Here is a 25,344-nt window from a genome sequence, read left to right on the forward strand (position 1 = left end):
TGTGGCAAAGATGCCCCGACGTTCTTCCCATTTCTGCGCTCTTTCTATGTGCTGTTTGGAGTAGTTGCGCTCTGGAAATAAATGTTCTACCCCAGCGCGTCGAGATAGTTCTCGTAGAGCTTCTACCCAGTCAGCGCCTTTGGGGTGTTCCCAGCGTCCCACTTTTAGGCTATGGATGTAGGAGATGGGATCTCCGGCAAATCCCATGCCGGAATCGTAAAATCGCAAGGTATCTGGCCAGACGGCGAAGGATGTGCCTGACTTACTTTCTCGGAAGGGACTGCCACCTCGCCAGCGGTCTGGACTGATTTGAAATCGGTGCGAGGGGTCGGTGTAGACCATTTCTGGGGTTAGTTTGGGCAGTACTTCTTTTTCCCAGTGGTCGCGGAGGGCGTTCGTGCCGTTTGGGGTTCTAGGGATGGAACGTGTGGCAGGTGATTGAGATGCGCCGGATGGTTGCTGGGCGTCGTCAAAACAGTCTTTATTGCTTATCACGATGGCGGATAAAAAGTGGAATTTATTAAATCGGTGGCTAGAAAGAAGGTGCTGGTAACGCTTTTTGCCAAACCGGACAAACTGTGTTGGCAAATTTCCAGAATTTGTTAAAGTTAAATAAACTCGATTACTTAGCTGTCTACCATCAAGCTAATTTAGTAATATTCAGCATGATGGCTGCATTTATTTAAGTGCCTCCGTTTGGTAAAAAATACTTAATTAAAGATAAAGCAAAATTAAGTAATAATGAATTAGAGACATAAATCTTAATGTTGATCCACGAAGCTTTCAACGAAACTTTAAAGCGTTACCGTATTGGCGGCAGAGCCTTAGCACAAGCCGCTGAGGTAAGCGAAAGCCTTGTGTCGCAGTTCAGGCACGGAAAGACAGGTGTAACCGATGAAATGCTTGATAAGCTTCTTCAGGGAATGCAGCAGATAGCACCGGGGTCGCGTAAATATTTCTGCTCGCTTGTAGCAGGAGAGCCCGCTGGAGTCACAACCGTAGAGAAAATAATCGAGGCTATTTCTGAAGATGAAATTCCCGATCTGCTGATGGCGATCGCCCAGCGGTGGAGAGCTACCGAGAATAAAGTTTTGCAAGCAAGTTGAAAAACTAGACTGGGGATATCCTATTGCTGTCCTGTCAAGACAGGTAATTAGTACAGGTTTGTATGTTTCCTGTTGTCTACACCTTGATATCGTATTTTCACACTGTACTGACCTGTACTCTATAGCTGTCTTAAAACATAGGATGTGCGATCGCTCACCTATTCCTGTCCTACCAAGACAGGTAGTTAGTACAGGTTTATATAGCAACCGAATCGGCGATTAGGCCATTATGAAGGGCTAGAACCCTTACTGTGATTACTTTTTCCTTCTGCCTTCTGCTATATCTTTCTTACCGTCTTAGTACTGTGCCCTCTTAAAACTCAGAATCTGCGATCGCCCAATTAATTCTGTTAGCTGTCCTGTTAAGACAGCTAATTAAGACAGGGAGGGTAAGTAAAATCTTGTTCGATCGCTTCGCTGCATCTAAAACTGTCCTAAATACCTGTCTTTTAAGACAGGCATACTCTACATAACTACCTTACCTGTCTGATATATGTGTCCAGCTAGGACAGTACAGTCTGGAAAACCTGTCAAAGGCACCTGTCTTAACAAAACAATTGACCCTGCTAGTAATTCCTACAGGATTAAGGGAGATAGAGAAATCTTGTCAACTAGATGTCCTATACACCTGTCTTTTAAAGACATATTGTGGGAACGGGTCTCCCTCAATCTGCCTGCTCCTGTCTTACTAAGACAGCAAGACAGGACATTAAAGAATTAAAATCTCTATAACCTGTCCTATTTATATGTCCTAAAAAGACAGCCAGAGAAAGACAGTTAGAGATTGATAACCGCCCTCCCAAGGTGTATTATTAAGACAGGTGTCTAAGACAGCAAGGCACAAAAAAGGAGGGCGCGATCCCTCCGCGAAGCAAATAAATAAAAAACAATTAATTATGTCAGAATCAAAATACGACCAAGTTGTTGCAGCTTTCCGGGAGTTAATAGAAGCGGGAGAGCAGCCTTCTCAAGAGAAAATCAGAGGTGTTGTCTTCGCCAAGACAGGAGCAAAAATGTCTAACGCCACAATCCAGAAACACCTCAAAGCGTTCCGAGCTTCCAACCCCGATGAATTTTTCAAGGGAACTAACTCTGATGATGAGCCAATTCCAATAGAACACCAGGAGTTGATGAGACGGGTGTACCACAGTATTCGCCGAGCGACCGAACTGGTGTACAGTTCGGAAGCACAAGAGAAATTGGATGTGGAAACAGAGATATTGAGAGAAAAGCTATCGGAGACAGAAGCAGCGCTACAGACAGCCAATGCGAAATTGAAAGGGATGGAACAAGCATACCAGCATATTGTCGAGCAGATGCAGTTGGTAGTCCGCAATAATGCAATGTTAGTAAAAATGGGGGATGGAGCTGAAATAAGCACCTGTCTTGCAGAAATAAACCGACTGCAAAACCAAGTAGTCGAGGTGAGCGACCAAAAGCACTCACTTAGTATGCAAGTTACACAACTTCAAAAGGAAGTAGAGGATGCTGGTCGCTTAAGTCAGGAACTGAGTGCGATTAGAGCAGAGCGAGATAAGCTATCAATTCAGCTTACTCAAGTAGCAGAAAGAAACATGGAACTGCTAGAGCGAGCGCAAAAGCTAGAAGCAGCGTTAGGTGCTAAGCTGAATGAAATAGATGCCTTGAAAGCTCAGCTGATTGCCCAGCCAATTCTGCCCGATGCACCAGTGTTTGAGGTAGGAGAAGAAGGAGCGCTCGCGCAATGGAAAGAACGTAATGCCCAGCTAACAGAGCGCAATCAATTTCTGGAGGCACAACTTAAAGAACTTTACCAAAAGTATGGAGCAGCACAGGAGGAGTTATCTAGATTTAAGCAAGCTCAGCCATCTTTCGAGCAACCAGTAGTTGAAGAAATAACTTCTTCAGATGAAACTGAAAATTCTTCAAATCAACCAAGTCAAGAACCTCCAGTGAAAGGAGCGAAACGCAAAAAAGGTTAGTTTGATTGACATTCCCCCGAATAGGGGATATACTAAGCACTGTAGGTACTGCTTAGTATATCCACGCCATAAACAAGTTTAAATAGTGCTAATTGAATTGCTCTCGTTTTGCTCCTGTTCCATTAATTCAAGTGTGCGTCTTTCCCATTCATCTGCATCAATCAAATTAGATTCAAAAACTAACTCTTCTAGAGCCTGAAGCCATTGTTGGTAATAGTCCCAAGTGGGGTCATCTTTACAGTGAGTTGCTTCCCATTGTGCGATCGCAGCAATTAACTCCAGCCGGAAGTCTTCCCATTCATAATGCCCCTTCTTGGACAAGGCAAGGGCAATGCCAAAAGCACGTTCTTCCCAGAACCGCTCAAATTTCAACGTGCCACGCTCGTGAGGAGGAGAAGTTTCGCTACCCATCATAGAAGTAACAGCAAAATGCTCAAATCGAAGTTGCAATAGATTACCTCCTAAATTGTCGATCGCTTTATGTAAACAATTCAACTAAGCAGGAACTTTGACTTGGGCAACGCCCATCATTGCTTCTGGAGTGACCAAGGCGGCGAGTTCTTCTTCACTCATACCTTCTGTTCTGGCCGGACGTTCTGGAAGCACAAACCAACGAATTTGGGCACTGCTATCCCAAACACGCACCTCTTTTGACTCATCCAGTTCCAATCCGAACTCCTTCAAAACTTTGCGAGGTTCTTTAACAGCACGCGATCGAAAAGTAGGGTCTTTGTACCAGTAAGGCGGCAATCCTAACATAGGCCAAGGATAACAAGAACAGAGAGTACAAACAACCAGATTATGAACCTTGGGCGTGTTTTCTACCACTTTCATGTATTCCCCTTCGGCTCCAGCCATTCCAGGCGGGAAATCCATCTGCGCGATCGCTTCTGGTGTATTGGTAAGTAGACAAGCTTTAAATTCAGGATCGACCCATGCTCTAGCAACCAGCTTTGCACCATTAAATGGTCCGAAATCGGTTTCAAAGAAAGTGAGTACCTTATCAACCGTTTCGCTGCTAATGATGCCTTTTTCAATCAGCAAGGACTCTAAAGCCTTAACTTTAGCAGCATTATAAGCCTCGCGATTTGGTCTATAACTAAAACGTTCGCTCACGATTAAAACCTCCTCAATACTTTCTACAATTACTAGGCAGCTTCAACGTAAACTTCAAACAGGTCAGCATAGACCCAAGAATTCGTTTCAGCCATCTCACCCCAAATATCTTTGGGGTCAAACTTGATGCTGTAGACATACATTGGCTCTCCCAGCCCATCCGCTCCAGTGGAGCAAAGATAAGCATACGCGCCCTCATAGACTCGATCGACAATGCCAGTTTTATTGCGTAGATATCCGGGTAGACGTGTATGGTCGGTAGTAGGGACATCCTTCACTAAAACCTTTTGTCCTGCATTAAACTTGGGTTGTCGGTTAACTTCTCGAATAGCAGGATCGCCACGATGTAGGTAATCAATAACTTGGTCATCAATAGCAGGTTCAGATAATCTTGGTAAGGAAGTATTCGTCTTTTCTAGGTAGGTCACTGTCCGTGCATCCAATTCTTCCTGTGTGATATAGCCGGACTGTACAAAAAAGCCAGAAATACCGCCCAACCACTTTTCATAGTAGCGAAACCTAAAGTAGTCAAACGGGTTCATCGCCTCTGCACCTTTGCGTAGGTCTGCCCAAGTCCAAATACTTTTAAATTTAGTCGGTACGCTTTCGATCGGATATTGTGGCAGGGCTTTGTTCAGGTGTTTGCTCAGACCCATCATGGCTACATGAATGCCAAAAATACGGGTTTCCCAAGGTTCGACAAACACCCGTTTCTCAAAATTAAGTGGTTCAGAATCTATACCTTCTAGCCCGCCCAGATAATGCTGTAATTTCATGCTATTTCTCCAGTTGCAGTGAACAATCGGCTCTTGGAATTTTTTGGGAAAATGTTGCCTGTATATTTCAGCTTACAGAGTAAATTATGGCTCTTACTTTTCTGGCAAAGTAAGCAATTGGTTACGTATTACGCCTCAAGTAAACAAGCTCGAAATTCTTGTTTGAGTTGGGCTGCATCTAAGTTGCGCCCAATAAATACCATTTCATTTTTACGCTGCTCTCCCGGCTGCCAGGGGCGACCTGGCCTTCCATCCAGCAACATATGAACGCCCTGAAAGACAAAGCGCCGATCTTCTGCATCGACATCCAAAATGCCTTTCATCCTAAAGATGTCTGTTCCTTTAACTTGAACTAATTGATTTAGCCAACGGTTAAATCTGTCACCGCTGACGATACCTTGTTCGACAATCGATACCGAGTAAACAGATTCGTCATGCTCGTGAGTGTCGTCCTTGAGAAATTCTGGGTCGATGCTCAATACTTGCTTCAAGTCGAATGCTTTGATACCCAGTACAGCATCCATGTCAATGTCACAATTTTGGGTGCGATAAATTTTGGCAAATGGAGTCATACTGCGAATGCGTTGCTCCAATTCCTCTAATTGTTCAAGGGAAACGAGATCGGTTTTGTTGAGCAAAATCACATCAGCAAAGGCAATTTGTTCCTGGGCTTCATCTGCATCCCAATGTGACCAAATGTGAAGAGCATCCACAACGGTTACTACCGCATCTAGTTGGGTATGGTTACGCATCACGTCATCCACAAAAAACGACCCAATCACGGGAGCTGGATCTGCCAGTCCAGTTGTTTCAATCACCAAATGATCGAATTTTTCGCGCTTGAGCATCAAGTCACTGAAAATGCGGATGAGATCGCCGCGTACAGTACAGCAGATGCAACCGTTATTCATTTCTAAAATCTCTTCGTCGGCATTAATCACAAGCTGACTGTCAATGCCGACTTCCCCAAATTCATTGACAATTACCGCGACTCTTTTGCCGTGCTGATATGTTAGAACTCGGTTAAGCAGGGTAGTTTTACCTGCCCCTAAATAGCCTGTGAGAATTGTGACGGGGATGGAACTGGATGCTCTATTGGGCATGGAACGCTCCTGATGTTAGCGATCGGGTCTGCATTCGACCTATCCACTCTGTATGTAGGAGAAAAGGGAGACCCAAAAATGTTAAATAGGCTACATAATGCGTAACTGCTCACCACATCGAGAGTTACGCGATCGCGAAGACAGCTAAAATATTTCACAGCGATTTTCTTGCGATACTACCAGGGTGACTCCAAAGTAACCTCAGCTTCTTGCGCTTTCTGCCCTTGCTCACTCTGGGATACAGTCAAAAGAGAATTAGCAATTCTCTCCCTCAAATCCATCGCCTCATCCAACTCAGTCGGGTCAATCAACTGCGATCGCTCTATCAGTCTGGGACAAACCTGCTCGTCCCAAAGCTTAGAACATTCTAAAATCCTTTTTTGGTCAGACTTAGGAATAAAAATAGTCAGCGGATAAGGAATCGATCCCTCGCCACCCGAACTATAACCGGGATTGGTAATCACGCACTTACCTTGCGGAAAGCGCATAATCTCATCCGCTGTAATCATCGGCATAGTTTGCAGTCGATCGGCCCAAGTAACGCTACGACCTTCCTTAGACTGAGTAATCGATCGCTCCTTAACAATCAACTCCTTATGACCGTAAGATTGAGAAAACTTTTCCGCCGTTGCATAATTAGCAGGATTATACAAAATTTTAGTACTGCAAGCACTGGTAATCGCAGCCGCTAAATTATCCCCATAAGCATTAGCCAATTGTTCCAAACTCTGCACCCCCAACACGAAACAAGCACCATTACTGCGATACTCGTTAATCCACTGGGGTAAAGCATACAGAAAAATCGAAGGTAATTCATCAATAAATATTCCCAAAGGGTCGGAACGCTTTTGAGTTAAATTCTTCACCACGGTCATGTGGAAAGCCGCCGCCAGCAATGGGCCAACTGCATCCCGTCGCTCATCATCCAACTTGAAAATCAAAATCTGTTTCCCGGATAAACGAATGGGAATCGTAGTCTTACCTAAAAATGAAGATAATAAATTGCGTTTGATTAAACCAGAAAATATCCCTACCGTTGTTGTATCGATACTAGCAATCGTTTTTTCGCTATCTTTCGCCTTCAAATATTGGCGAAAACTAGAAGCCACCCAGACAGAAACTTTTTTCTGTTGAATAGCTGTTTCTAACTTACTAACAAATCCTTCGGTTGAAATCAAACCGTAGACAGTACCTAAGTCAGGACAATCAGTGCTTTTAGCTAACTGAATTAAAGCCGTAGCCAGCATATCGGCTGCTTTCGAGAAAAAATCATTATCTCCCTTATTACCACCAGCATTAGCATTGATAACGCGAGCAATTTGAGTAGCAGTTTCCGCATCTTCTTCATTTCTCATAAAATCTAAAGGATTGATTACCTCACTGTAAGATTCTCCAGGTGCAAAAATCCGCACGTCATACCCGTATCTGGCGGCTAAAGGGGCTAACAGACGCATCTGATCGCCCTTCTTATCGTAGACAATTAAAGGGAATCCTTGTACCATACAACTTTCAGCCATTCTGTCAATAGAACCGTAAGTTTTACCACTTCCAGGCGCACCGAGAACGAGAGTAGAGCGTTCTGCATGAGGAATCCAAACAGTAGGAGAAGCACCCAAAGCAGTTTGAATGGTTGCGCCTATCCCTTTTAATTTACTTCGCCACCAATAACGAGGAGAACCGCACCAAAAACAAACTTTATTGTGTTTGCGTTCGTGAATTTGTTTGAGAGCGAGGTTAGTAGCTGCAAGCTTTTCAGCCATTCCTACTACCCGTCCAGTCGAAATCTTTCCTTTCTTATTACCAGTTAATTGAGTGAAGACAATTACCAAAACTAAAGCACCTATCATACCCAAACCTTCTGGATTGGCGAAAGACTTGAACAGTCCGGGGAAATCAAAACTAGATTGATAGCCTGTTGTGGGTTTACTTACAACTGGTTTTTGATTGGCTATTATGTAATGATTCATGATAAAATAGGTAAATTGCTAGTAAAAACATTAGATTAGAAAAAAACAGACTGTTTATCAAAATTAGGGAGAGCCAATTAAACAACTAAAGCGGGTTTAGAAGACCGGGAAATGCAAAGAATTTAAGATTGTTTTTCAATTGCTAGACGACTAATAGTTTCAATTTACTTGACAAGCGTCTGAATACTTTTAGTAGGCTGATAAAAGCTACCATTGAAGCAGTAGGTAACAATTTGTAAATTACTCTTATCTACTTGTTTAATCTCTAAACAAGGTAGAGATGAACTAGAAACATCTGAATTGATGCTAATCAATGAGTGCTTGGGAGGTAAATTTGGTTGCAGGTAAAGATTCAATACTCGTTGATAGGATGATTCTCCTTTTTCCAGATAACCCACATACAAACATCCCAACTTACCGCAGGTATCCGGGCTATTGTAATTAAAAATATACAACTGCTTCTTATCTTTAGTTGGGATAGAAGCAACTAAAACATCATTCAACCTGTTGGGTGTAGCAGAAGTATTTTCATTAACGGCTAATTGCAATAAAATAGGTGGAATCGAGTCAGCTTGTTTCCATTGTAAAGGTACTGCTGCTATTGAATTGTTAGTACAACCATTTAGGAAGAGAGTACCGAGTAACAGAAAGAAAGCCAAACTGAAATGAAAAATCCGTACCAAACGAACGAGTTTGTCACTTGGTATTTTTTTGGTATTTATAATCTGCATAAAGAAGAATTCTCCTTGTAGCGCTGCAAAACATCTAGACCGTAACTTTTCAAACTCAACCGCCCGAAAGCATCGGTAGCACCCCCATCCACAATGGAACCATCACCGCCGAAGTGCTTTTGAGCTACCCTTTCAATTAGGCGATCGCCTGAAAAAGGTAGCCCGGTAGTCGGGTCAATTTCAGTCGAGGTGAGAGTAATCTTATCCAGCAGGGCAGCTTTTACAGCAGCTTCCTGATCCGCCGGGGGGTAAAATTGGAATAGCTCGTGAGGAGTCACGTTGGCCCCGGTATTAAGCTTAGAAAGCCATTCTTGACCCCCTGGTTTATTGGCTATAGCCTGCGCTGCATAGGGGTTATAACTCATATCCTGGTATTTCCCCAAAGCGCGTCCGCAGTTGCGTCCCCGATCGGCACAGACAAAGGGGCCAATGGTATCGGACTGACCGCTGCTTTCCAGGAATGCGATCGCGTTTTTAAGTGCTGCAACATTCACGCCAGCTGGAGAACTAGCAGCAGTGGGACAAGGTTCGTCAGCAGCGAACTCTGTTTGAGAAAGTGCTTCTTCATTTGGGGATGCGAACGCACTACCGCTGCTATTCGCCTGGGGAACCGAAACAGTCCTTTGTAGCTGCTTATCTAAAATACCGATGAATATGGGCGCGTTCACCCTGTAGGTAAGAAAGGGAACTGGGCCAATAAAATAAGGGGTAGCACCGCAAAAGGTTTTGAAGCGGAAGAACAAAGCAGTATCAACGGTATCGGTTTTTTCATCCGGTTCCATCACTACTACTTTGGCGAAACTGCCAAAAGGCAATCTACCAGTGGGTTCTTTACCGCCATTAACTCCTTTGAGACAACCCCAACCGCCTTCCACTTGTTGGTATTTACCGGATATCCAAGAACGACCTTCAAATTCACCCCGGTGGTTTCGTCCCGAATTTTCTAAATCGTCCAGTTCGATATGAGGGCATTCTTGACCTTGACAGGGTACGGAAAAACCAGCTACATCTGAGCCTGAAATCGTCCGTAACCGCTTCTGTTCTGCTTTACTCCAAATAAAATCTATTCTGGCTACCGCATTGCCTAATTCTGTTAGGGGAACGGGGAAAGAACCCAGAGGTAAAGTATTGAGGTTAGGTACATCAGCAATTAAAGTATCTTGCCAACCTGAAAATTGCCCTAACTGAACCGATTCGATATTGGGAATATCAGCGATCGCATATTCGGATAAATCAATTTGGTTGAGTTTTAGTTCGCCCAAATTTGGATTCTGGATTAATAAAGTAGAAAGAGGAGTGGTATTTTCTGAGAGCGAGCCTTTTTGAGATAGTAGTGCAGCAATGGGAGGAACTTGCCTCATGGAAAACTGACCTAAAGAAGGTACGATATCTACTAGGTGTTTAATAGTCTGCTGACCGAGTAAAGGAAAGCTAGTCATGGGAATCGTCTTGAAGTCTGAACTTTTTCCAATATTGTCCAGATTGAGTAAATCGGGTCTTAATGGAGATTGAATATCGAGTAATGTTAAATAGCGATCGGGTGTTTGTCCCGCCGACCAAGTGCGTGTATTACCTTCAATAATCGAAAAACCGTTATTTTGAATTGGTGGCATAGAACCAAACGATATTCTCTGCCAATCTGGTAGCAAAACTTGCGGGCTATCAGACAATACGGATGGCATCAATCTGGTAGGCAAATCAGATTGTATAGTTGCATTCTGTTGTGCCAGCATTGGTAAGTATCCGGCTGACAAAATAATTAAAGAAAGAGATAACAATGCTAAAGCACAAAACCGATGCCATTTCATAATTGCTGTGTGAGAAGCTATCAGTGCTTATTCCTAAATTAATAACTATATTTACTAACCAGCCCTAACTAAAGAGATAAAAGCATATACGTAAATAGTGATAGATATTTTCAGCAATAAAAAAATGCCGTTTCTTTAACTGAAACGGCACTTATAGCGCTACGCGGTGGTGTATTTACAACTGCTGAGTTGAACCTCTGTCTCGGCATAATCTATCCAATCTGTAACGATACCATCGCGTAGTGCTATAGATTACAAAAGTACGAAGGAACAAACTATTCTAATTCAAAACCGGATGAACTAGAATAATCATGGCTTGGGTTGGGATTGGAAAAAGTTTCCGTATAAGCATTGTCAAATACATTGGTTTCGTAAGGATTTTCGGCATACGGATTAGTAATATTGTCCGTGTTGTATGCCGTATCTCCTGCGCCCCAACTGCTTGAAGACTGAGCTATGTTAGTATCGTAGCCATAGCCAGTTTCGCCACCATAACCGTTAGAATCCCAACCAGATTCGTTGTAACCATTGTAAGAATTTGGTTCGCTCATAATTGACTCCTATCTATTTCTTTAAACTTATCTTGATTAGAAAAAAATATTTTCTACCGAAAGCGATAAATCTATTAATTTGGAGTAGAACCAAACAAAACTTCTGGTTCTTGACGCCAACGACTTCTATCGGGTGAACTAGCAGGACGGGCGTAGGATGCTTTGTTGCGAATTTCGACAATTTTATCCTCTTCCCTAATCATGCTAGGAGTAAAGTTATATCGTTGTGCCAAGAAATCTTTTACAGTAACATTAAGCGGTTGTTTGTGTAATTCTGAAGAAGCAAAATGTTGAGTATTTCGATAAAAAGCTTCTTCGGCAGTTTTTCGTACCAAATTCCCAATTTCGGCGGGAGTAAGCATTTTGGTTTCGCGCAAAAGTCGCCACCAATCTCGTTCGCTAAAATCTAAATCAGGGAAATATCTAGCTAAATGCAATTTTATAATTTCGTAACGTGCGCCAGTGTGGGGAATATCAACAAAAACGATATCATCAAAACGGCGAATTAATTCAGGCGGAAGGAAGTCCAATCTATTCACAGTCGCCATTACTAATACTTGAGAAGTTCTCTCCTGCATCCAAGTGAGTAATTTACCAGCTAATTGTCTCGATACTCCACCATCGCTATCGGAATCAAAACCAGCAAAACCCTTATCGAAATCATCAAAATAAAGGACAAGACCGTATTCGCCCAAAGAATCGCATAATTGCAGGAATTCTCGTAAATTTTTTCTTGACTCATAAGCAGTAGCACCGCGTAAAGAAGTCCAATCAGCAGCAACCATCGGTACGCCCATTTTTTTAGCTGCTAATTTGGCGCTTAAACTCTTCCCCGTACCCGGTGGCCCCCATAATATCATACCTTTGGGGAATTTAAGATTGTGTTCTTTTGCTTCCGGTTTGAGTAATGCAGCAGCGCGTTCTAGCATTTCTTCTAATAAGTCTAATCCACCCGCAGCAGGTACATCCGGTTCGCTGATAAATTCAATCCCCCGTCCTTTTAATTTAGATTTTTTGTAAGTTAGCACTTCATCAATTAGTTGTTCGGTAGTACAATTATTTGATAGGGAGTGCTGCAAAAGCATGGACAGTTCGCCTATTGGTAAACCCAGACAAGTCCTTATCAATTGTTCTAATTCTGCTGGCGCTAAAAATAACTGATTACCCAAATCTTGTACTATCTGTCGCATTTGAGAAGCATCTGGTAGTGAATTCACCAATACAGGAACTAAAGGCATCAATTCCTGTGGTAGTTCGACGTAAGTCTCAAGTGCTACTACGAATTGTTGTTGACCTCTTGTAGGTAAATCATAAGCTAGGTTACTAATCATAGCTAACTGTTCTAGCTTATTTCTTCCAGAAGTATCGGGTGCTAGCATACCCTCAAAAACAAACACCCCCGGTACTTCGTTATTATCTACCAACCATGCCAGACCAGATGTACACTTAATATCAGTCGGTATGAGTCTGATAGTTCGATCGAAGTATACTTGTCGCAGATGAGAATAGCCAAAATTCCAAAAATATAAAGGTACTTGGAGATTTTGAGCGATAGGTAGTAGGAACTTGAACATTTCCAATCGTTCGGTAAGAGGAGTTTCAACTGCTACGAGGTATTGACTGGAAGCGAACAAAATTGGTAAATCTTGGATAAATTGCATCATTTTTTCCTCCCAATGGGTAAGTAAGTTTGACGATAATTTTCTTTAGCCCACCTTTTAGCCTCGCGGGTAGTCCACATCGGGTCAGGCGGTAAATCTGGTATACTTAGAAGTTGGGCAAAGTAGGTGCGATCGCCAGTTACCCGTGCAATGACAGAAGCAATTACTTTGCAGCAGCTTTTCGGGTATAAAACTACTTGCTTTTCGCTGAATCTTATTACCGTCCAGTTACCCTTAAGAAAGAATTGGTTTCTGATATCATCCTTACCGTTATCGGTACAATGATGGGGTTCTTTGGTATTGCCAACATACGGTTCATCAATCTCAATATCAATACTCAGTCCGCAGGAATGTATGAAAGCAAAATCAGCCGAATAAGGAATAGATAAATCGGGGTTATGAAATGACAATCCTTGCTGGATATTCGGAAATATTTGCTGTAGCACCTGTTTAAAAGCTTTCTCAGAGACACCTGTTCGGGCGCTACTCATACCTACTGAAGGCATCACAACACCATCAAGAATTTTATTCAATTTAGTCGATTGTATTGGCATTTTAATTTGGTGAGACTTCAATGTGATGTTTTCAAGCGAGGGAGTTATCTTTTGTTTTGTTGCTGGCTGCTTTTTAGTAGTTAAAGAGTCATTACAGATAATTCCTAATAAAATCACCACCCAGACGCTAGCAACCAACCAAAAAGGAGATAAGAAAGCTAAAGACCATGCTATAATAACGCCAACAGCAATCGCTCCTAATAATTCCCATTTGGTTAGGGAAAACCAGCCAATATTAAACTTTTTCTTAGATTGAATAGGAGAATTAGCTGTTGGCTGAGAATTGGAAATACCCAAAGCCGAGTTGGTTGCTAAAAATCTCAAAATTTGGTTGGGATAAAGGACAACGGGATAACTCTTATTCACCGATTAAACCTTACCAAATTGGGAGCGTTCCTTTCAGATGAAGTTGTGGGAGAATCAGATTCTTCCCTACCCAAAGTAGCCAATTGAGTAAGCAATTCAGGACGAAGATTAAGTCTTTGAGCTAATTCAGTTAATGAGTGGCGGGAATTACTTCTTGCTGTTGTTAAAAAATCTCTCACCTTAAACACAACCGGGTCATTAGCAGCAGTGTATCTTCTAGCGATCGCAACTTGCAAACCTCGTTCGATATCATCAATTCTTACGGAACGAGATGAACTAGCTTGCAATCTTGATGTTCTCCTATAATGGGTAGGGGAAGTTGTAGCGACGCTCAAACCATTATACCTTTGTCTTGTGCTTCCACCAGCTTGTAAATTAAAAGTATAAAGTCGCATCGTTCCATCTGGCGATTGCGTTTTTACGAACAGATTAGTAACGCGAGCGGTGGTAAGATTGGGGAATCGCAATGGTGTTATTTGCCGCAAAAATAATGTAGTCGCGTTCCCTTTATCCAGTGGGGTATCGGTAGTATAAGTAAAGCGACTGGGGTCAGCTAAAAACACCTGAATAATCCGCTCGTTAACTCTGGTAAAATCAATAGCAGTCCCCCTACCAGACCATACTTCTACTGTACGAGCTGCTCCAGAAAGACCGCTACTTTCTTGGGGGCTAATCGTTAATATGGCTGGTTGATTTGAGTTTTGAGTAGACTGTGCTTGAGCTATTTGTGAAAAACCCAATACCAAGCACAAGGTTAATCCTAGCTTGATGCTAATATTTTTCATTTTTACATCCTCAACGATTGACAACAAAGAAAGTATTAAAAAAGACAGAAACTTCAGTTCCTTGTGGTATAATTGCCACATTGGAACGATTCAAGATTTCTTGAGAAGTGCGATCGGCACGCTGGCTCAGACGTTGGGACATCGGTTTGAAAAAGCCTTCGATCGCTGCTGCTAAAACGTCGGGCCGGCGAGCAGATGTAGTGATAGTTTGACTGCTAAAACCGCCACTGGAAATAATGGTGGAAGATTGATTTTGGTTTTGGTTGATTACTTCACCCGCTCTACCAGCAGCCCCTAACAAACCGATGAGAATATCTTGTCGTGCAATTTCTCCACCTTTATCGCCCATTCCTTTAGCAATTAAAGGTTCGCCGTTTTTTCCTCGAATGAGGATACTTTCTTTAGGGATTGATTGTTGGCGAATTTCTCCAGCACTATCAGGATAGACAACAGCGACCGCACTTTGATTGACTAGCTTGTTATCGGATGTAACGGAATCAACTTCGGTAATCAGAATAGTTCCTTTTGGTAAGGCTACTCGATTATCGGTAGATAAAACATCTGACTCTAGTTGTACGGCGAAACGTCCTCGATCTGCTTGATTTTCTTCTGACCAAATCATCGGAACTAAAACTTTCGCTTTGGCTGAAGTACCAATTTGAACTTGCATAGGTGACTTAGAAGCAACAGCAATTTCACTGTTGGTTTCGGATCTTGGCGTGCGATTTAAAATGCCCAGTTCGCCCGGTGTTGGTGATTGAGTTGATTCCGAAGTGCATTCCCAACTCGATGAAGAATTATTCGGACATTCTGATGCAGGTGAAGAAGATGCAGTGACAATTTGAAAATCGGAGGGATTATCTGTTTCTTCCTGGGATGGTGATTTTACATCTTCTGTTGAAGCAAGTTGGGGTGTAGTTTCAATTTTTTTGTTTTCTTCTGCTGGATATGAATTTTCTGTTGGTGCAGAAGGAATCAAAGTAGAATCGCCAATGGTAATTGTAGGAATTGATGTTGGTTTAGTCTGCTCTTTTGAGATAGAGTTTGGTTGCGTTAATTGTTGGTTATTTGGTAACGCCGCGACTGAGGTTTCTGGGAGTGTTTCTGTACTCCGAACAGATGCTACTTCTGCATCAGTGGCTTGCTGTCCCACAGTCGCCAGTTGGTTCCACCTCTCAAACGGGTCAACCTCTGGCGTTTTAGCTTCTGGGCTGGGTGCAGCTGCTATGTGCGGTTGTGCTGAGACTGGTATTGTTTCCCGTATGATTTTGGGTGGTGGTGCGGGTTCTTTCACCACGCGATCGCGGTATACAATCTTGGGTGGTGGGGCAGGTTCTTTGACTACCCGATCGCGATATACCACTTGTGGTGGTGGTGCAGGTTCTTTGACTATCCGATCGCGGTATAACACTTGTGGTGGTGGTGCGGGTTCTTTGACTACCCGATCGCGGTATACAATCTTGGGCGGTGGGGCAGGTTCTCTGACCACGCGATCGCGATATACAATCTTCGGTGGTGGGGCGGGTTCTGCGATCGGTTTTGGTGGTGGTGACTGTTGAGGTTTTGCAGGAGATGCAGCCACTTGGGTAGAAGTGGGTGTCGGAGTAGGCGTTGCAGCAGGTGTAGGAGTGGGTGCGGGTACATTTGCTTGCTGCTGGCGACCCATTTGATTTCGGAATGCTAATTCTGCTTTGAGTCTCGCTGCTTCATCGTTCGTAGGCGTTTCAGGTTTCACAGCGGGAGTAGGAGTAGCGGCGATTTTTGGTGCGGGAGACTTGACAGCAAAGAAAATCGACCAAATCAACCATCCCGCAGACAGGATACCACCGACTAGCATCGATGCGATCGCAAATCGCACTAACGGGTTTTCGCTATTTTCACGGGGTTCGGTTGTCTCCGAGTCCCTTTCTAACATATATTCCCGGTCGATTAATTGGACTCGTTCGGGTTGGTAACCTGTCATTTGCGCCATTTCATCAGGCGTAAATTGTTCGTTTTGGGAGGGAGTAGAGGAATTTTGTTCGCCACTCCCTACTTCCAATTGCTTACTGTCTACTTCGTGATTTTTATTGTTATCGTTATCCATGATTTAATCCTCAATTAGGTGTAAATTCGGTAATTTTGGTAATTTCTAAACCAGCTTTTCTGATTTGGTAAAGTTGCTGTTCTAGGGCTGAAGCATCAGCAGCGGGTGGAGAAGGAATATCAACGGCTTTTAATGTAAAAGTGCGATTGAAAGGAATTTCTTCATCTACTCCACCGGGTAAACTTACTAATACCCTTGTCGCCACCATATCTATTTCCCACTCTCCAATTCGGGTTTGTCTAGGTGCAGAGAGGTAAGAGATAATAACTTTGGAACGAACTTGGCCGCTAAATACTCGCGATGGTGTGATATCTGCTAAAGCTTGTAATGCAGCCCCACGAAAACCTTGCGGTCCAGATTCAATCAGAAAGGAAGCAAAATAGGTATTAGTAGTAACCCGTTTACCTTTACCGATATCTCGACCTTTGTCTAATTCTTTCGTACCGGGAATAACGCCATCCCAGTTAAACGTTAAATCAGCCCATTGACGGACAACTTCTTTGACAACTTCTGGTTGACGGTAAAGATAATCTTGTTCGGAAACGACCATTGTTTTTCCGTTTACCATCTGCACGAAAGTGGTTTTACGGGCAGCTAGTTGACTGACTTTGAAACTGACGAATAAGGTAAATAAAAATGTCAGACTGGTAAAAGCAGTCAGTCCCACGAAACACAAAGGCAAAATATCTTTCGATTCTAAGAATATTCTGTTTTGTTTGGGTTTATCCAAAGACTTAAACATTTAACTCACCTCCAGATATTGACAAATAACTAATGACTAATGACCAATGACTAATGACCAATGACTAATGACTAATGACCAATGACCAATGACTAATGACTAATGACCAATGACCAATGACTAATGACTAATGACCAATGACCAATGACTAATGACTAATGACCAATGACTAATGACTAACCAGCCTTACCAATAACACCAGTAGCTACAGCGACTACCCCATCAAATGCAGCATTAACGAGTGCTGGTACTCTGCTGTTAATACCCGCATAAAGTGCAACTCCACCACCGCCTGCAATTAATAGTGCTAAAGCAGGTGCAAAGATACTGATAAATGCTAAGAAAGCTAAATCCGAAAACGTTTGTGCGCCAGCAGCAACGATGACAGTAGCAGCCAATCCCACGACAATGTTGTATCCTAATTGCACTCCAAATAAGGCAAGAAAACCGCTAGCCCAAGCCCAGATTGGTTTAGCACCAAGGGGTAACAAACTCAATCCCAACGCGATGGGTGCAAAAGTGGCAGTCATAATTAAAGCAGCTTCTAAAATGTTGACAAAAGCCCATTGAAGTGCGTATAAAAAGGTAATCAAAATTAAGGAAATAGTAGCGCTAAAAACAGCACCGGGATTTTGCACGAAATCCGTTAGTTGTGCTACCGCTTGACGGGCTTGTTCTAATGGGCCACCATTCTGCTTTTCAGCTTCTGTTAATATCTGTTCTACAACTGGTTGTTTTTCTTGCAAGCAATCTGTCAGCGGTTTGCCAGATAAACCTTGACATTCTGCATAAACTGTAGATACTTGTGTTTTAACGCTTTGAGTTAAAGTAACATCTGAAATGGCTTGCTTGAAAGTGGTATCGGCTAGTTGGATATTGAGGACGTTAACAACTTCTTGATGGCCGATATTCCTAACTACCATCACGGTTTGTGACAACAGATAGCCATTATTACCTAACATAATAGCAATAAATAAAGGCCAAACCACAGAAGCGGCTAAATCTGATAAAAAGAATCGTTTTTCTTGATAATCAGCAGCCATTTTAACTGCCAATATAATAATACTGAGGGCAGCTAAGATTGTTCCTAAATTGCATAATCCTGCCCACAATGCACCGGATGGATTGATGGCATCACCCCATATTTTATTCCACGATTCGACTGTTTGACGACTCAATTCGATACTTTGGGAAATCAAACTAATTCCGACAGTCGAATCGGCAGCATTGTCTGGTGGTGTTATTTGGGCGAAAGATTGAATAAAAAGTAGGCCAAACATAAGCAATTTAGGACGCAATACAAAAAGAGCGATTGCAGTTGGGGATGTTACTCCCCAACTAAAAATAACTACGGATTGGATGAAATAGTTGAATCTTGTCCCAACACGGCACCTCCGGGCATAGTCAGCAGCCCAGACTGTGCGGTAGCAGCATTACCGGATGATATTGCACTTTGCCGTTCGCGGATATTAGCAGCATTTAATTCTCGTGCTGCTTGTGCGGTTAGCGTTAGCTGCAAAGCTCTATCTTGTCGTGCTTGAGATGCTTCAAGCATTTGAAGATTGGCAATATCAGCGCTATTTTTGAGTTGATTGGAGATATTTTGCAGAATTTGTTGAGAGGTATCGGTATTCTGCGAATCTCGTGCCATTTGTTCTGACTCAGTAGCAGAAGCAGCACTATAATCTATAGTGGCTTTTGATTTATCTTGAGCCGTTTTAGAAAGAGTTTGAGTTTGCGCTACCTGTAATGCACCCACTCGTTCGCTCATTTGTGCTGCATCTTGGCGGATGGCATAAGAATTGGAAACGTTGTTCTCTAACTTAGTAGCAAATGAGGCATCTTCTGGTAGAGAACCTTTCATTATTTGGCTCACAACTTGTCCGATATCTGGGATTTGGACAGCGCCAACAGCATTCTGAACGAGTTGTGTAATTCCGCCAAATAAGTCGCCTTGAACGAAAGAACGAACGTCTTTAATGAAACCTTGGATTTCATTCGATACTTGATGGGCAGATAGAAATGAATCTGCTTCATCTGAAGCGATTTGAGAAATTTGTTGAGTTTCAGGAGTATCCCCAGTGGCTGCACGTACTGGATTTATACTAACACTCAACAACAAACTTGATGTGCCGATAATTGTAATCAATGTTTGACTATGCAAAAATAAGTCTTTCCTCATTAGAAATAACCTCCGATTGTCGATCGTTTTGAGTTTGACCGCCTTGTTCTAGGTGATGCAAACCTTTACCTTCCTTGAGGGCAGGAACGTAAACTTTTGTGAAATGAGCCAATCCCTTGAGTTGGCCTTTAATAGTGTTGGGATATTGCGCCATAATTGCCCGTCGCGCCCTTCTTTCTTCTTGGTTGGTGGCAACAGCAGCTAAGGTCATTTCACCTGGATAAAATCTGGTTTGCCAAAAGCGTCCGCCTTTTTCAATTAGCCAACAGGAATATAAATCGGAACTGCGGGGAAAGAATGATTCGGATGCGTTTTGGCTGATAATTTCAGATGGATATGCCAAATAACGTTGGAAGGAAGTTACGGCATTGGAAGTAATGCAACCAGTTAAGCGATAGGTGATATTCTGCATAATCATCGCCGCTGCACTGGAATTGCAAATTGTATCGGGGTCTTGGCTGCTCAAAATTATGCTGAGTCCATCTTTTCTGGCAGTAGCGCATAATTCTCCGACCATTGCTGCAAAACCATCTCGTTTGAATAAAACGGAAAGTTCGTCTCCTACAAATAAGCTTTTGGGATAGGAAAGTGCTACTCTCAAACAAGCTGCTTTAGCGGCAACTGCCATCGTGTAAGAATCTTGGTCGTTGGTTAGTCCGGTAAGTGCATAGAATTTAACTATTGGTTCGGGAGAAAAGCTGCTGGGTTTACCAATAGCCGCACCTAAAGGGCTGACTAATAATGCTTGAATTTGACTTTGGATTTGGTTGATAGCTTGATGGTCGATCGCTTCCGGTTTCCTGATATCAAGTCTGGCAATCGTACAAAATCTCAAGAAATCTTTTAAAGTTGGTATATCTTGCCATTCGGCAGATTTCCACCCTTTGTTGAATGCCAAATTGTAGCGTTCGATAATATCGGGGTCGCTTATAAAAATATCCAACGCTTGCATTAAAATGGCATCAACTCGTTGTGCTAGGTGTGGGGCGTTGAGTTTGCCCATGACGATGACACCTAAAGCATTGCGGATGAAGGTACGCCAGGACTGCATCCGTTGCGTGCGATCGCTTTGGTTGAAATGCCTTAAATCAGGTGGTTCCATTAGGTTATTGCTGGCGCGGGATAAGTCGAAGTACGCGCCTGCATCGCCCAGCAATTCGATACCAGTTTTGAAGGAACTTTCGCCATCAGCAGCAGGCATATCCATACCGACAACGGGAATGCCTTGACTAAGGGCATCTAACATAATTCGCCATAATAAAACTGATTTACCTGAACCTGTTCTCCCAGTTACTAAGGCGTGTTGGGTTAGGGAAAATAGGTCAACAGATACAGGTTTACCGCCGCGCATGGTGAGAAATTCAACTCCTTTTTTGTCCAGTTCTCTGGGAACTGTCAGGGGTAAAACTCCGGCAACGGTTTCGCTTTCTAAAACCAATCTTCTTTCGGTCAAAATAGAAGAAGAATGCAATATCCTGCGCCAAGTTATCGGAAGTGTTTCCAGCCAAATTTGAGATGCAATATTCCTCTCTCGCACTACTTTTGCCGTACCAAAACTGTTGGATAGTAACTCGCAAGCTAAATCTAAAGTTTCGGTATTCTCGCGATAGACGAGAAATACCACCGCGACGTTGAGGGGAACGGCACCTCTATATAACCTTTTTTGGGCATCGAAACTTTCTTCTTGTTTGATTTCTGCACCAACATCTCGTCCGCTACCTTTTAATAAAGCCCGTTCGCGGGCGGTTTTTGATTGTTTGGCTTGACGGTGTAGGTTATCTTCAGTTAAAAAGCGGTTGGCAGGAGAAATTTCTACCCAAGCTTCGGTATCGCGAACGTGATTTTCGCTTAAAATTTTCCACATCCACGATATTTGTTCTCTGGTGGAATTCCAGGCACTTACGGTATCTACCATCCTGAGAACGCCGCAGACTTTATCTTTGACGTAAATTCTAGACGTACATTGGCGATGTTCGGGACAGGAAGAACGTCCTCGGTTTCCTTCAATTAGTACGGTGGTAGCGTGTTTTTTTGATGTGATGCTTTCAGTAACTTTTAAACCTCTATCTTTATCGGATTTAAGAGTTAATAGTTGAGGGATGGGCGGTGTAGGAGTTTGATTAAATCTACCCCAAAGCCATTGCCAAAGTTCTGTGTCTCGCAGTGGGCTTACTTCTAGTCCTGCTTTGGTATTCCACAACATTTCCCATTGCAAAAAGCCTTCAGTATAAGCTTTCATTAATACTTTGCTTAAAACTTGTTCTTGTCGTTCTGATAAACGTCCCGTTACGCCATCTAAAAAGAAGCGGCAGGTTTTACCCATGTTGTAGATTAATTTGGATAGTGGGTCGGTTTTCCTTTCACCAAATTCATCGGCAGTCCAGGTGCAGAATACCATTTGTTGCCAAATTGAACGAGTTCCTTTGCGCGTAAGTTCCTGCACTTTGGCTTGTTCGTTTTGCATCAAAATAGCAGGTAATATGTTAGGGCAGTTTTCACCTAGAGAATTAAGGTATTGTTGTCTGTCAGTATCATCGGAATAACGACCGAGAAGAAAGCTACATTTTTCCCCAGGTAGCAGGAATTTCATGGCTTCGGCAATTCCACTAGCTGCCTCGCTTACTTCTTCTTTATAGAGTTGGTTGTGAATACCTTTGAGGTGAAAGGCGAAAACGACTTGAAATTTGTTTTCGTCGCTGATATCACCTTTATTGAGGAGGAAAGCACCAATACTGCGGTTATCCTTTTCGATGCGAACTAAGCAGCATAAATCTAGTTCGTTTTCAAAGGGGAAATAAGTTGTTTTAATTCCTTTTTCATTCATAGCATTAATTGATGGGATTTTAGCTTTCATCTTTTACCTCTTTTTAAGTTCCTTCGGCTTCTTCTAGGAAGTAACGGAGAAATATATAGCGCCCCGCCACTTACCCAATTGCGACCTTTTGGTTTGCGAAAGCGATTGATGTAACTATCGGGGTCTGAACCTGTCAAAAACCACCAGCTAACTATTAACCAGAAGCTAATCACAGCTACTTTTGGTATTCCCCAACCGAGTACGCCATCAAAAATTAGATAAGTAAGCAGGATAATGGCAAACCAAGGTAATATTTGGTTGGCAGGGATAGGGCCAAAACTCGCTTGCTTTCCTAATATTTTATTGACGCGAATTGGTTCTCTATCTGGATCTTGCATATTGTTGATTCTCACGTAATGGGTTGGTTAGTAGTTAGTAATAGTTGAACTAACTACTAACTGGATGCTTAATAGTTAAGCCCCACCAGTACCACCAGTACCGTCTCCTACAAATAGGAAGGTTATTACATCGATCGCCAGTACGATACCAATCGCTAAACCTGCTTGCGTGGCAATAGGACGCCAATCATTTCCTTGTTGTGCTTGGTTGTAGGCGAATAAAGCAGCTACGCCAACCAAAATTAGGAATACGGCGCGAATTAGGTTAAATACGAGGGTTACTGCTTGGTCGCTAACTGCTTGCCCACCGCCAGATGCGCTTTGTTGTGCTAATGTTTTCACAAATGCTTCTAATCCACTCAAAAATACTGCACCTGCTGGCATCTCGAATAAGCCAAAGGTGATGGTAATTGCCATAATGATGGCGGCGACGTGCCAAAATCGAATTTTGGAATTAATCAGCCGATTTAAAGTTGGTATGAAATGAATAATGCGATTTAGGCAGTAAAAGAATAAACCAGCCGATAGGATGATGGTGATTAATAAGGGTTCTTTTACTGCTAAGTAAATCAGACCCAATCCCAATCCAGAAACTGCTGTGGCATCCCCATCCCAACTTTTTAGTATCCAAGTGGTTGTTTTTTCTAAGGGATTAAGGCGGGTTGGTAATTGTTGTTGGGTGTGGTAGCTGTTGTAATAGTCGCGCATGATTATTTTCCTAGTAAATGTGATGTGTGGTGAGAAAGGCTTAGAGTGATTGTTCAACTGTTTTAGGGCTTCTTTCAGAATTAGAACGATTGCAGGCGGTGAGAGAATGCAGTTGAGATGTGGTAAAATCACACTGTTCTATTAACCAGCGATCGCGTTTGGCATCAATCAGGGAAGCAGAGAATACTGGTTGTTTAGAATTGCCAGACGGCTGGAAACCTTTTAAGGTAGCTGGAGTTAAAATTTCTCCTTCTTTTGTGCAAGTAGGATTGGAAAATTCAAAACGGTACTGTTGGCCAGAATGGGGGTCTTTCCAGCTAAAAGGTTTGGTAGAACTGCCATTTTTTAAGCCAGCGAATTGTTCGGGTAACACTTGTTCAAAGCGCTTGATGACTGCATTACCTACTGATTGGATGTCAGGTTTGTTTTCAGTTTCAAGAGATTGGGCTAATGTGGTTCCTGTTTTGAGTGTTGTACCAGTTAACCACAAGCCATCAATTTCGCTGCGAGAAGCAAGATGTGCTGCTATTCTTGCCAAATTGGGATTTAGTTTCAACCCCGGTGTTGGAGAGTTAATCTGTTCCTCATCCTGTTTTGGCAATAGGCGCATCGCATCTACTTGCGCTGGTGATGTAACAGCTAATTGGCCTGGGGGCGTTGAAGTGGAAAGGTTGTTTTTCTCTTTCTTTGCTGCTACATCAATGGTGAAGGTTTGAGGTGGCTGTGGTAAAATACTGCCACCTGTTTGTGACAATTCAAGTTGTTGCTTGAAAGGGATAGTAGATGTATTTTTGTTGGGATTGTTTGGGAAACTGAAGTTGAAGCCAACCAATCGATCGTTTTGGTTGACTAAATTTATTTGGATTTCCCGACCTTGCGACAAGCTAGCTTCTTTCAAGGCTGATTGAAAATCTTGAATGGAACCTAGTTCGTGCTTTTTATCCAACACTCGATCGACTACATCCCAGATATAGTGCAATTCGGCTGGGTCGGTAATTAAATTATTACCTTGAGCCTCAGTCATAAATAAAGTCTGTCAAACTGTTAAGTTCATTCTCTACAAACCTTCCTTGGTGTGCGTTCTTACCAAGGAGGGGTAAGCTGTTATCGCTATTGACGTAAAACTAACTATCACTAAAGCGATACGATGGTTGGAATTGCAGTATTTTCAAGGCTTTTAGCTTTAGCTTTTAGGATGGCTGTAGCGTAAGCATCCTATCCTTTGGGGGTGCGTTTTCTAAGTTCAATAGTCGATAATTAGATAACTATTCAATATCGTCTTAACTAATCTGGGCGATCGGGTAGCTGTTGTACTTTCGCGTTCGCGTAGCAAAGGATGCACTATCGCGTTCTAGGGTCGGCCATTGTTTGCCAGTCAATAGTCAATAATCAGATAACTATCCAATATCGTCTTAACGAACTTGGGTGCAGGTGGCTATGTACTTTCCGAACCGGGCTTTTGGTTGGATAGTGAATAATTCAATAATTATTCATTTATTAAAATTGTACGTAGGTAAAAGTAGCTCGATAGTGAAATAATTATTGACTATCTAATTTGTCAACAGCGAATATGCAATTGCCTCCGGCAGCTTGCTCCCTAACAGCCTCAATATTCAATAGCACGATAAATATCCATTATCGAACTAGAGAGAATTGGCTGACTGATGTTTGCAGCAATGGCGATCGCTATTCTGCCCTTTCTTACTCAATAGTCGGTAAGACAATAAATATCGACTATCGAAATATATAAAGCTAATCTAGTTAAATTGGATAGTGAATAAATATTGACTATTTAAATAACAAACACCGATCGTATAGCGAGAGGTGAACCTTCCTCGTAAGCTATTAGGAAGTAGTTTAGATGGGAACTGTAGCGGCACAAGGAATTGGGAGGGTTAAATGGGCAGAGCAAGCAAGAGGCGCAAAAGCGAAGGTTTTGGGCAGCCAGC

General features: G+C 42.6%; 22 protein-coding genes and 1 pseudogene. 3 read left to right on the forward strand and 20 right to left on the reverse strand.

The window, feature by feature from the left end:
- Window positions 1–495, reverse strand: a pseudogene (locus tag H6G03_RS07850) (hypothetical protein); the annotation flags it as partial.
- 269 nt (window positions 496–764) lie between these two features.
- Between H6G03_RS07850 and H6G03_RS07855 the strand changes: the two are divergent.
- On the forward strand, window positions 765–1,106 hold the full coding sequence (locus tag H6G03_RS07855; RefSeq protein WP_190463764.1) for a hypothetical protein: 342 nt from the start codon (window positions 765–767) through the stop codon (window positions 1,104–1,106).
- Between the two features lie 896 nt (window positions 1,107–2,002).
- The gene (locus tag H6G03_RS07860) at window positions 2,003–3,067 is read left to right on the forward strand and encodes a DNA-binding protein (RefSeq protein WP_190463765.1); all 1,065 of its coding nucleotides are present in this window, start codon (window positions 2,003–2,005) and stop codon (window positions 3,065–3,067) included.
- Window positions 3,068–3,145: 78 nt separating this feature from the next.
- Here H6G03_RS07860 and H6G03_RS07865 read toward each other — a convergent pair whose 3' ends face one another.
- From H6G03_RS07865 to H6G03_RS07955, 19 genes are all read right to left on the reverse strand, one after another.
- The gene (locus H6G03_RS07865; RefSeq protein ID WP_190463766.1) at window positions 3,146–3,517 is read right to left on the reverse strand and encodes a nitrile hydratase accessory protein; all 372 of its coding nucleotides are present in this window, start codon (window positions 3,515–3,517) and stop codon (window positions 3,146–3,148) included.
- A 45-nt stretch (window positions 3,518–3,562) separates the two neighbouring features.
- Complete coding sequence (gene nthA, locus H6G03_RS07870; protein ID WP_190463767.1) at window positions 3,563–4,183, reverse strand: nitrile hydratase subunit alpha; 621 nt, start codon at window positions 4,181–4,183, stop codon at window positions 3,563–3,565.
- Window positions 4,184–4,215: 32 nt separating this feature from the next.
- Window positions 4,216–4,959: a nitrile hydratase subunit beta gene (gene nthB / locus H6G03_RS07875; protein WP_190463768.1), complete on the reverse strand. Its 744-nt coding sequence runs from the start codon at window positions 4,957–4,959 to the stop codon at window positions 4,216–4,218.
- A gap of 128 nt (window positions 4,960–5,087) precedes the next feature.
- Window positions 5,088–6,062 (reverse strand): CobW family GTP-binding protein, encoded by a 975-nt coding sequence (locus tag H6G03_RS07880; protein WP_190463769.1) that lies wholly within the window; start codon window positions 6,060–6,062, stop codon window positions 5,088–5,090.
- Window positions 6,063–6,238: 176 nt separating this feature from the next.
- Window positions 6,239–8,029 (reverse strand): type IV secretory system conjugative DNA transfer family protein, encoded by a 1,791-nt coding sequence (locus tag H6G03_RS07885; protein ID WP_190463770.1) that lies wholly within the window; start codon window positions 8,027–8,029, stop codon window positions 6,239–6,241.
- Between the two features lie 164 nt (window positions 8,030–8,193).
- Window positions 8,194–8,760 (reverse strand): hypothetical protein, encoded by a 567-nt coding sequence (locus H6G03_RS07890; RefSeq protein WP_190463771.1) that lies wholly within the window; start codon window positions 8,758–8,760, stop codon window positions 8,194–8,196.
- Window positions 8,748–10,568: a M23 family peptidase gene (locus tag H6G03_RS07895; RefSeq protein ID WP_190463772.1), complete on the reverse strand. Its 1,821-nt coding sequence runs from the start codon at window positions 10,566–10,568 to the stop codon at window positions 8,748–8,750. Before H6G03_RS07895 ends, H6G03_RS07890 begins: the two co-directional genes overlap by 13 nt.
- A 275-nt stretch (window positions 10,569–10,843) precedes the next feature.
- On the reverse strand, window positions 10,844–11,119 hold the full coding sequence (locus H6G03_RS07900) for a hypothetical protein (RefSeq protein ID WP_190463773.1): 276 nt from the start codon (window positions 11,117–11,119) through the stop codon (window positions 10,844–10,846).
- 74 nt (window positions 11,120–11,193) lie between these two features.
- Entirely contained in the window at window positions 11,194–12,783 is a 1,590-nt protein-coding gene (locus tag H6G03_RS07905; protein ID WP_199315195.1) for an ATP-binding protein, read from the reverse strand.
- Complete coding sequence (locus H6G03_RS07910; RefSeq protein ID WP_190463774.1) at window positions 12,780–13,700, reverse strand: PDDEXK family nuclease; 921 nt, start codon at window positions 13,698–13,700, stop codon at window positions 12,780–12,782. Before H6G03_RS07910 ends, H6G03_RS07905 begins: the two co-directional genes overlap by 4 nt.
- Window positions 13,697–14,485 carry a hypothetical protein gene (locus tag H6G03_RS07915; protein ID WP_199315196.1) on the reverse strand — a complete coding sequence of 263 codons (789 nt, stop codon included), beginning with the start codon at window positions 14,483–14,485 and terminating at the stop codon, window positions 13,697–13,699. The genes H6G03_RS07910 and H6G03_RS07915 overlap by 4 nt, the downstream gene beginning before the upstream one ends.
- A gap of 10 nt (window positions 14,486–14,495) precedes the next feature.
- Window positions 14,496–16,571 (reverse strand): TrbI/VirB10 family protein, encoded by a 2,076-nt coding sequence (locus H6G03_RS07920; protein ID WP_199315197.1) that lies wholly within the window; start codon window positions 16,569–16,571, stop codon window positions 14,496–14,498.
- Between the two features lie 10 nt (window positions 16,572–16,581).
- Window positions 16,582–17,313 carry a hypothetical protein gene (locus H6G03_RS07925; protein WP_190463775.1) on the reverse strand — a complete coding sequence of 244 codons (732 nt, stop codon included), beginning with the start codon at window positions 17,311–17,313 and terminating at the stop codon, window positions 16,582–16,584.
- A gap of 176 nt (window positions 17,314–17,489) precedes the next feature.
- Window positions 17,490–18,593: a hypothetical protein gene (locus tag H6G03_RS07930; protein ID WP_190463776.1), complete on the reverse strand. Its 1,104-nt coding sequence runs from the start codon at window positions 18,591–18,593 to the stop codon at window positions 17,490–17,492.
- A gap of 68 nt (window positions 18,594–18,661) precedes the next feature.
- Window positions 18,662–19,495: a hypothetical protein gene (locus H6G03_RS07935; protein WP_190463777.1), complete on the reverse strand. Its 834-nt coding sequence runs from the start codon at window positions 19,493–19,495 to the stop codon at window positions 18,662–18,664.
- On the reverse strand, window positions 19,470–22,349 hold the full coding sequence (locus tag H6G03_RS07940) for a hypothetical protein (RefSeq protein ID WP_190463778.1): 2,880 nt from the start codon (window positions 22,347–22,349) through the stop codon (window positions 19,470–19,472). Before H6G03_RS07940 ends, H6G03_RS07935 begins: the two co-directional genes overlap by 26 nt.
- Complete coding sequence (locus H6G03_RS07945) at window positions 22,346–22,687, reverse strand: hypothetical protein (protein ID WP_190463779.1); 342 nt, start codon at window positions 22,685–22,687, stop codon at window positions 22,346–22,348. The genes H6G03_RS07940 and H6G03_RS07945 overlap by 4 nt, the downstream gene beginning before the upstream one ends.
- Window positions 22,688–22,762: 75 nt before the next feature.
- Window positions 22,763–23,395, reverse strand: coding sequence for a hypothetical protein (locus H6G03_RS07950; RefSeq protein WP_190463780.1), 633 nt, complete (start codon window positions 23,393–23,395; stop codon window positions 22,763–22,765).
- A gap of 40 nt (window positions 23,396–23,435) precedes the next feature.
- On the reverse strand, window positions 23,436–24,419 hold the full coding sequence (locus tag H6G03_RS07955) for a hypothetical protein (protein ID WP_190463781.1): 984 nt from the start codon (window positions 24,417–24,419) through the stop codon (window positions 23,436–23,438).
- Window positions 24,420–24,965: 546 nt separating this feature from the next.
- On the opposite strand from H6G03_RS07955, the gene H6G03_RS07960 reads away from it, so the two are divergent.
- A complete protein-coding gene (locus tag H6G03_RS07960) occupies window positions 24,966–25,145 on the forward strand; it encodes a hypothetical protein (RefSeq protein ID WP_190463782.1) in 180 nt (59 codons plus the stop codon).
- Window positions 25,146–25,344: the final 199 nt, after the last annotated feature.

It is taken from the genome of Aerosakkonema funiforme FACHB-1375 (assembly GCF_014696265.1).
Lineage (GTDB): Bacteria > Cyanobacteriota > Cyanobacteriia > Cyanobacteriales > Aerosakkonemataceae > Aerosakkonema > Aerosakkonema funiforme_A.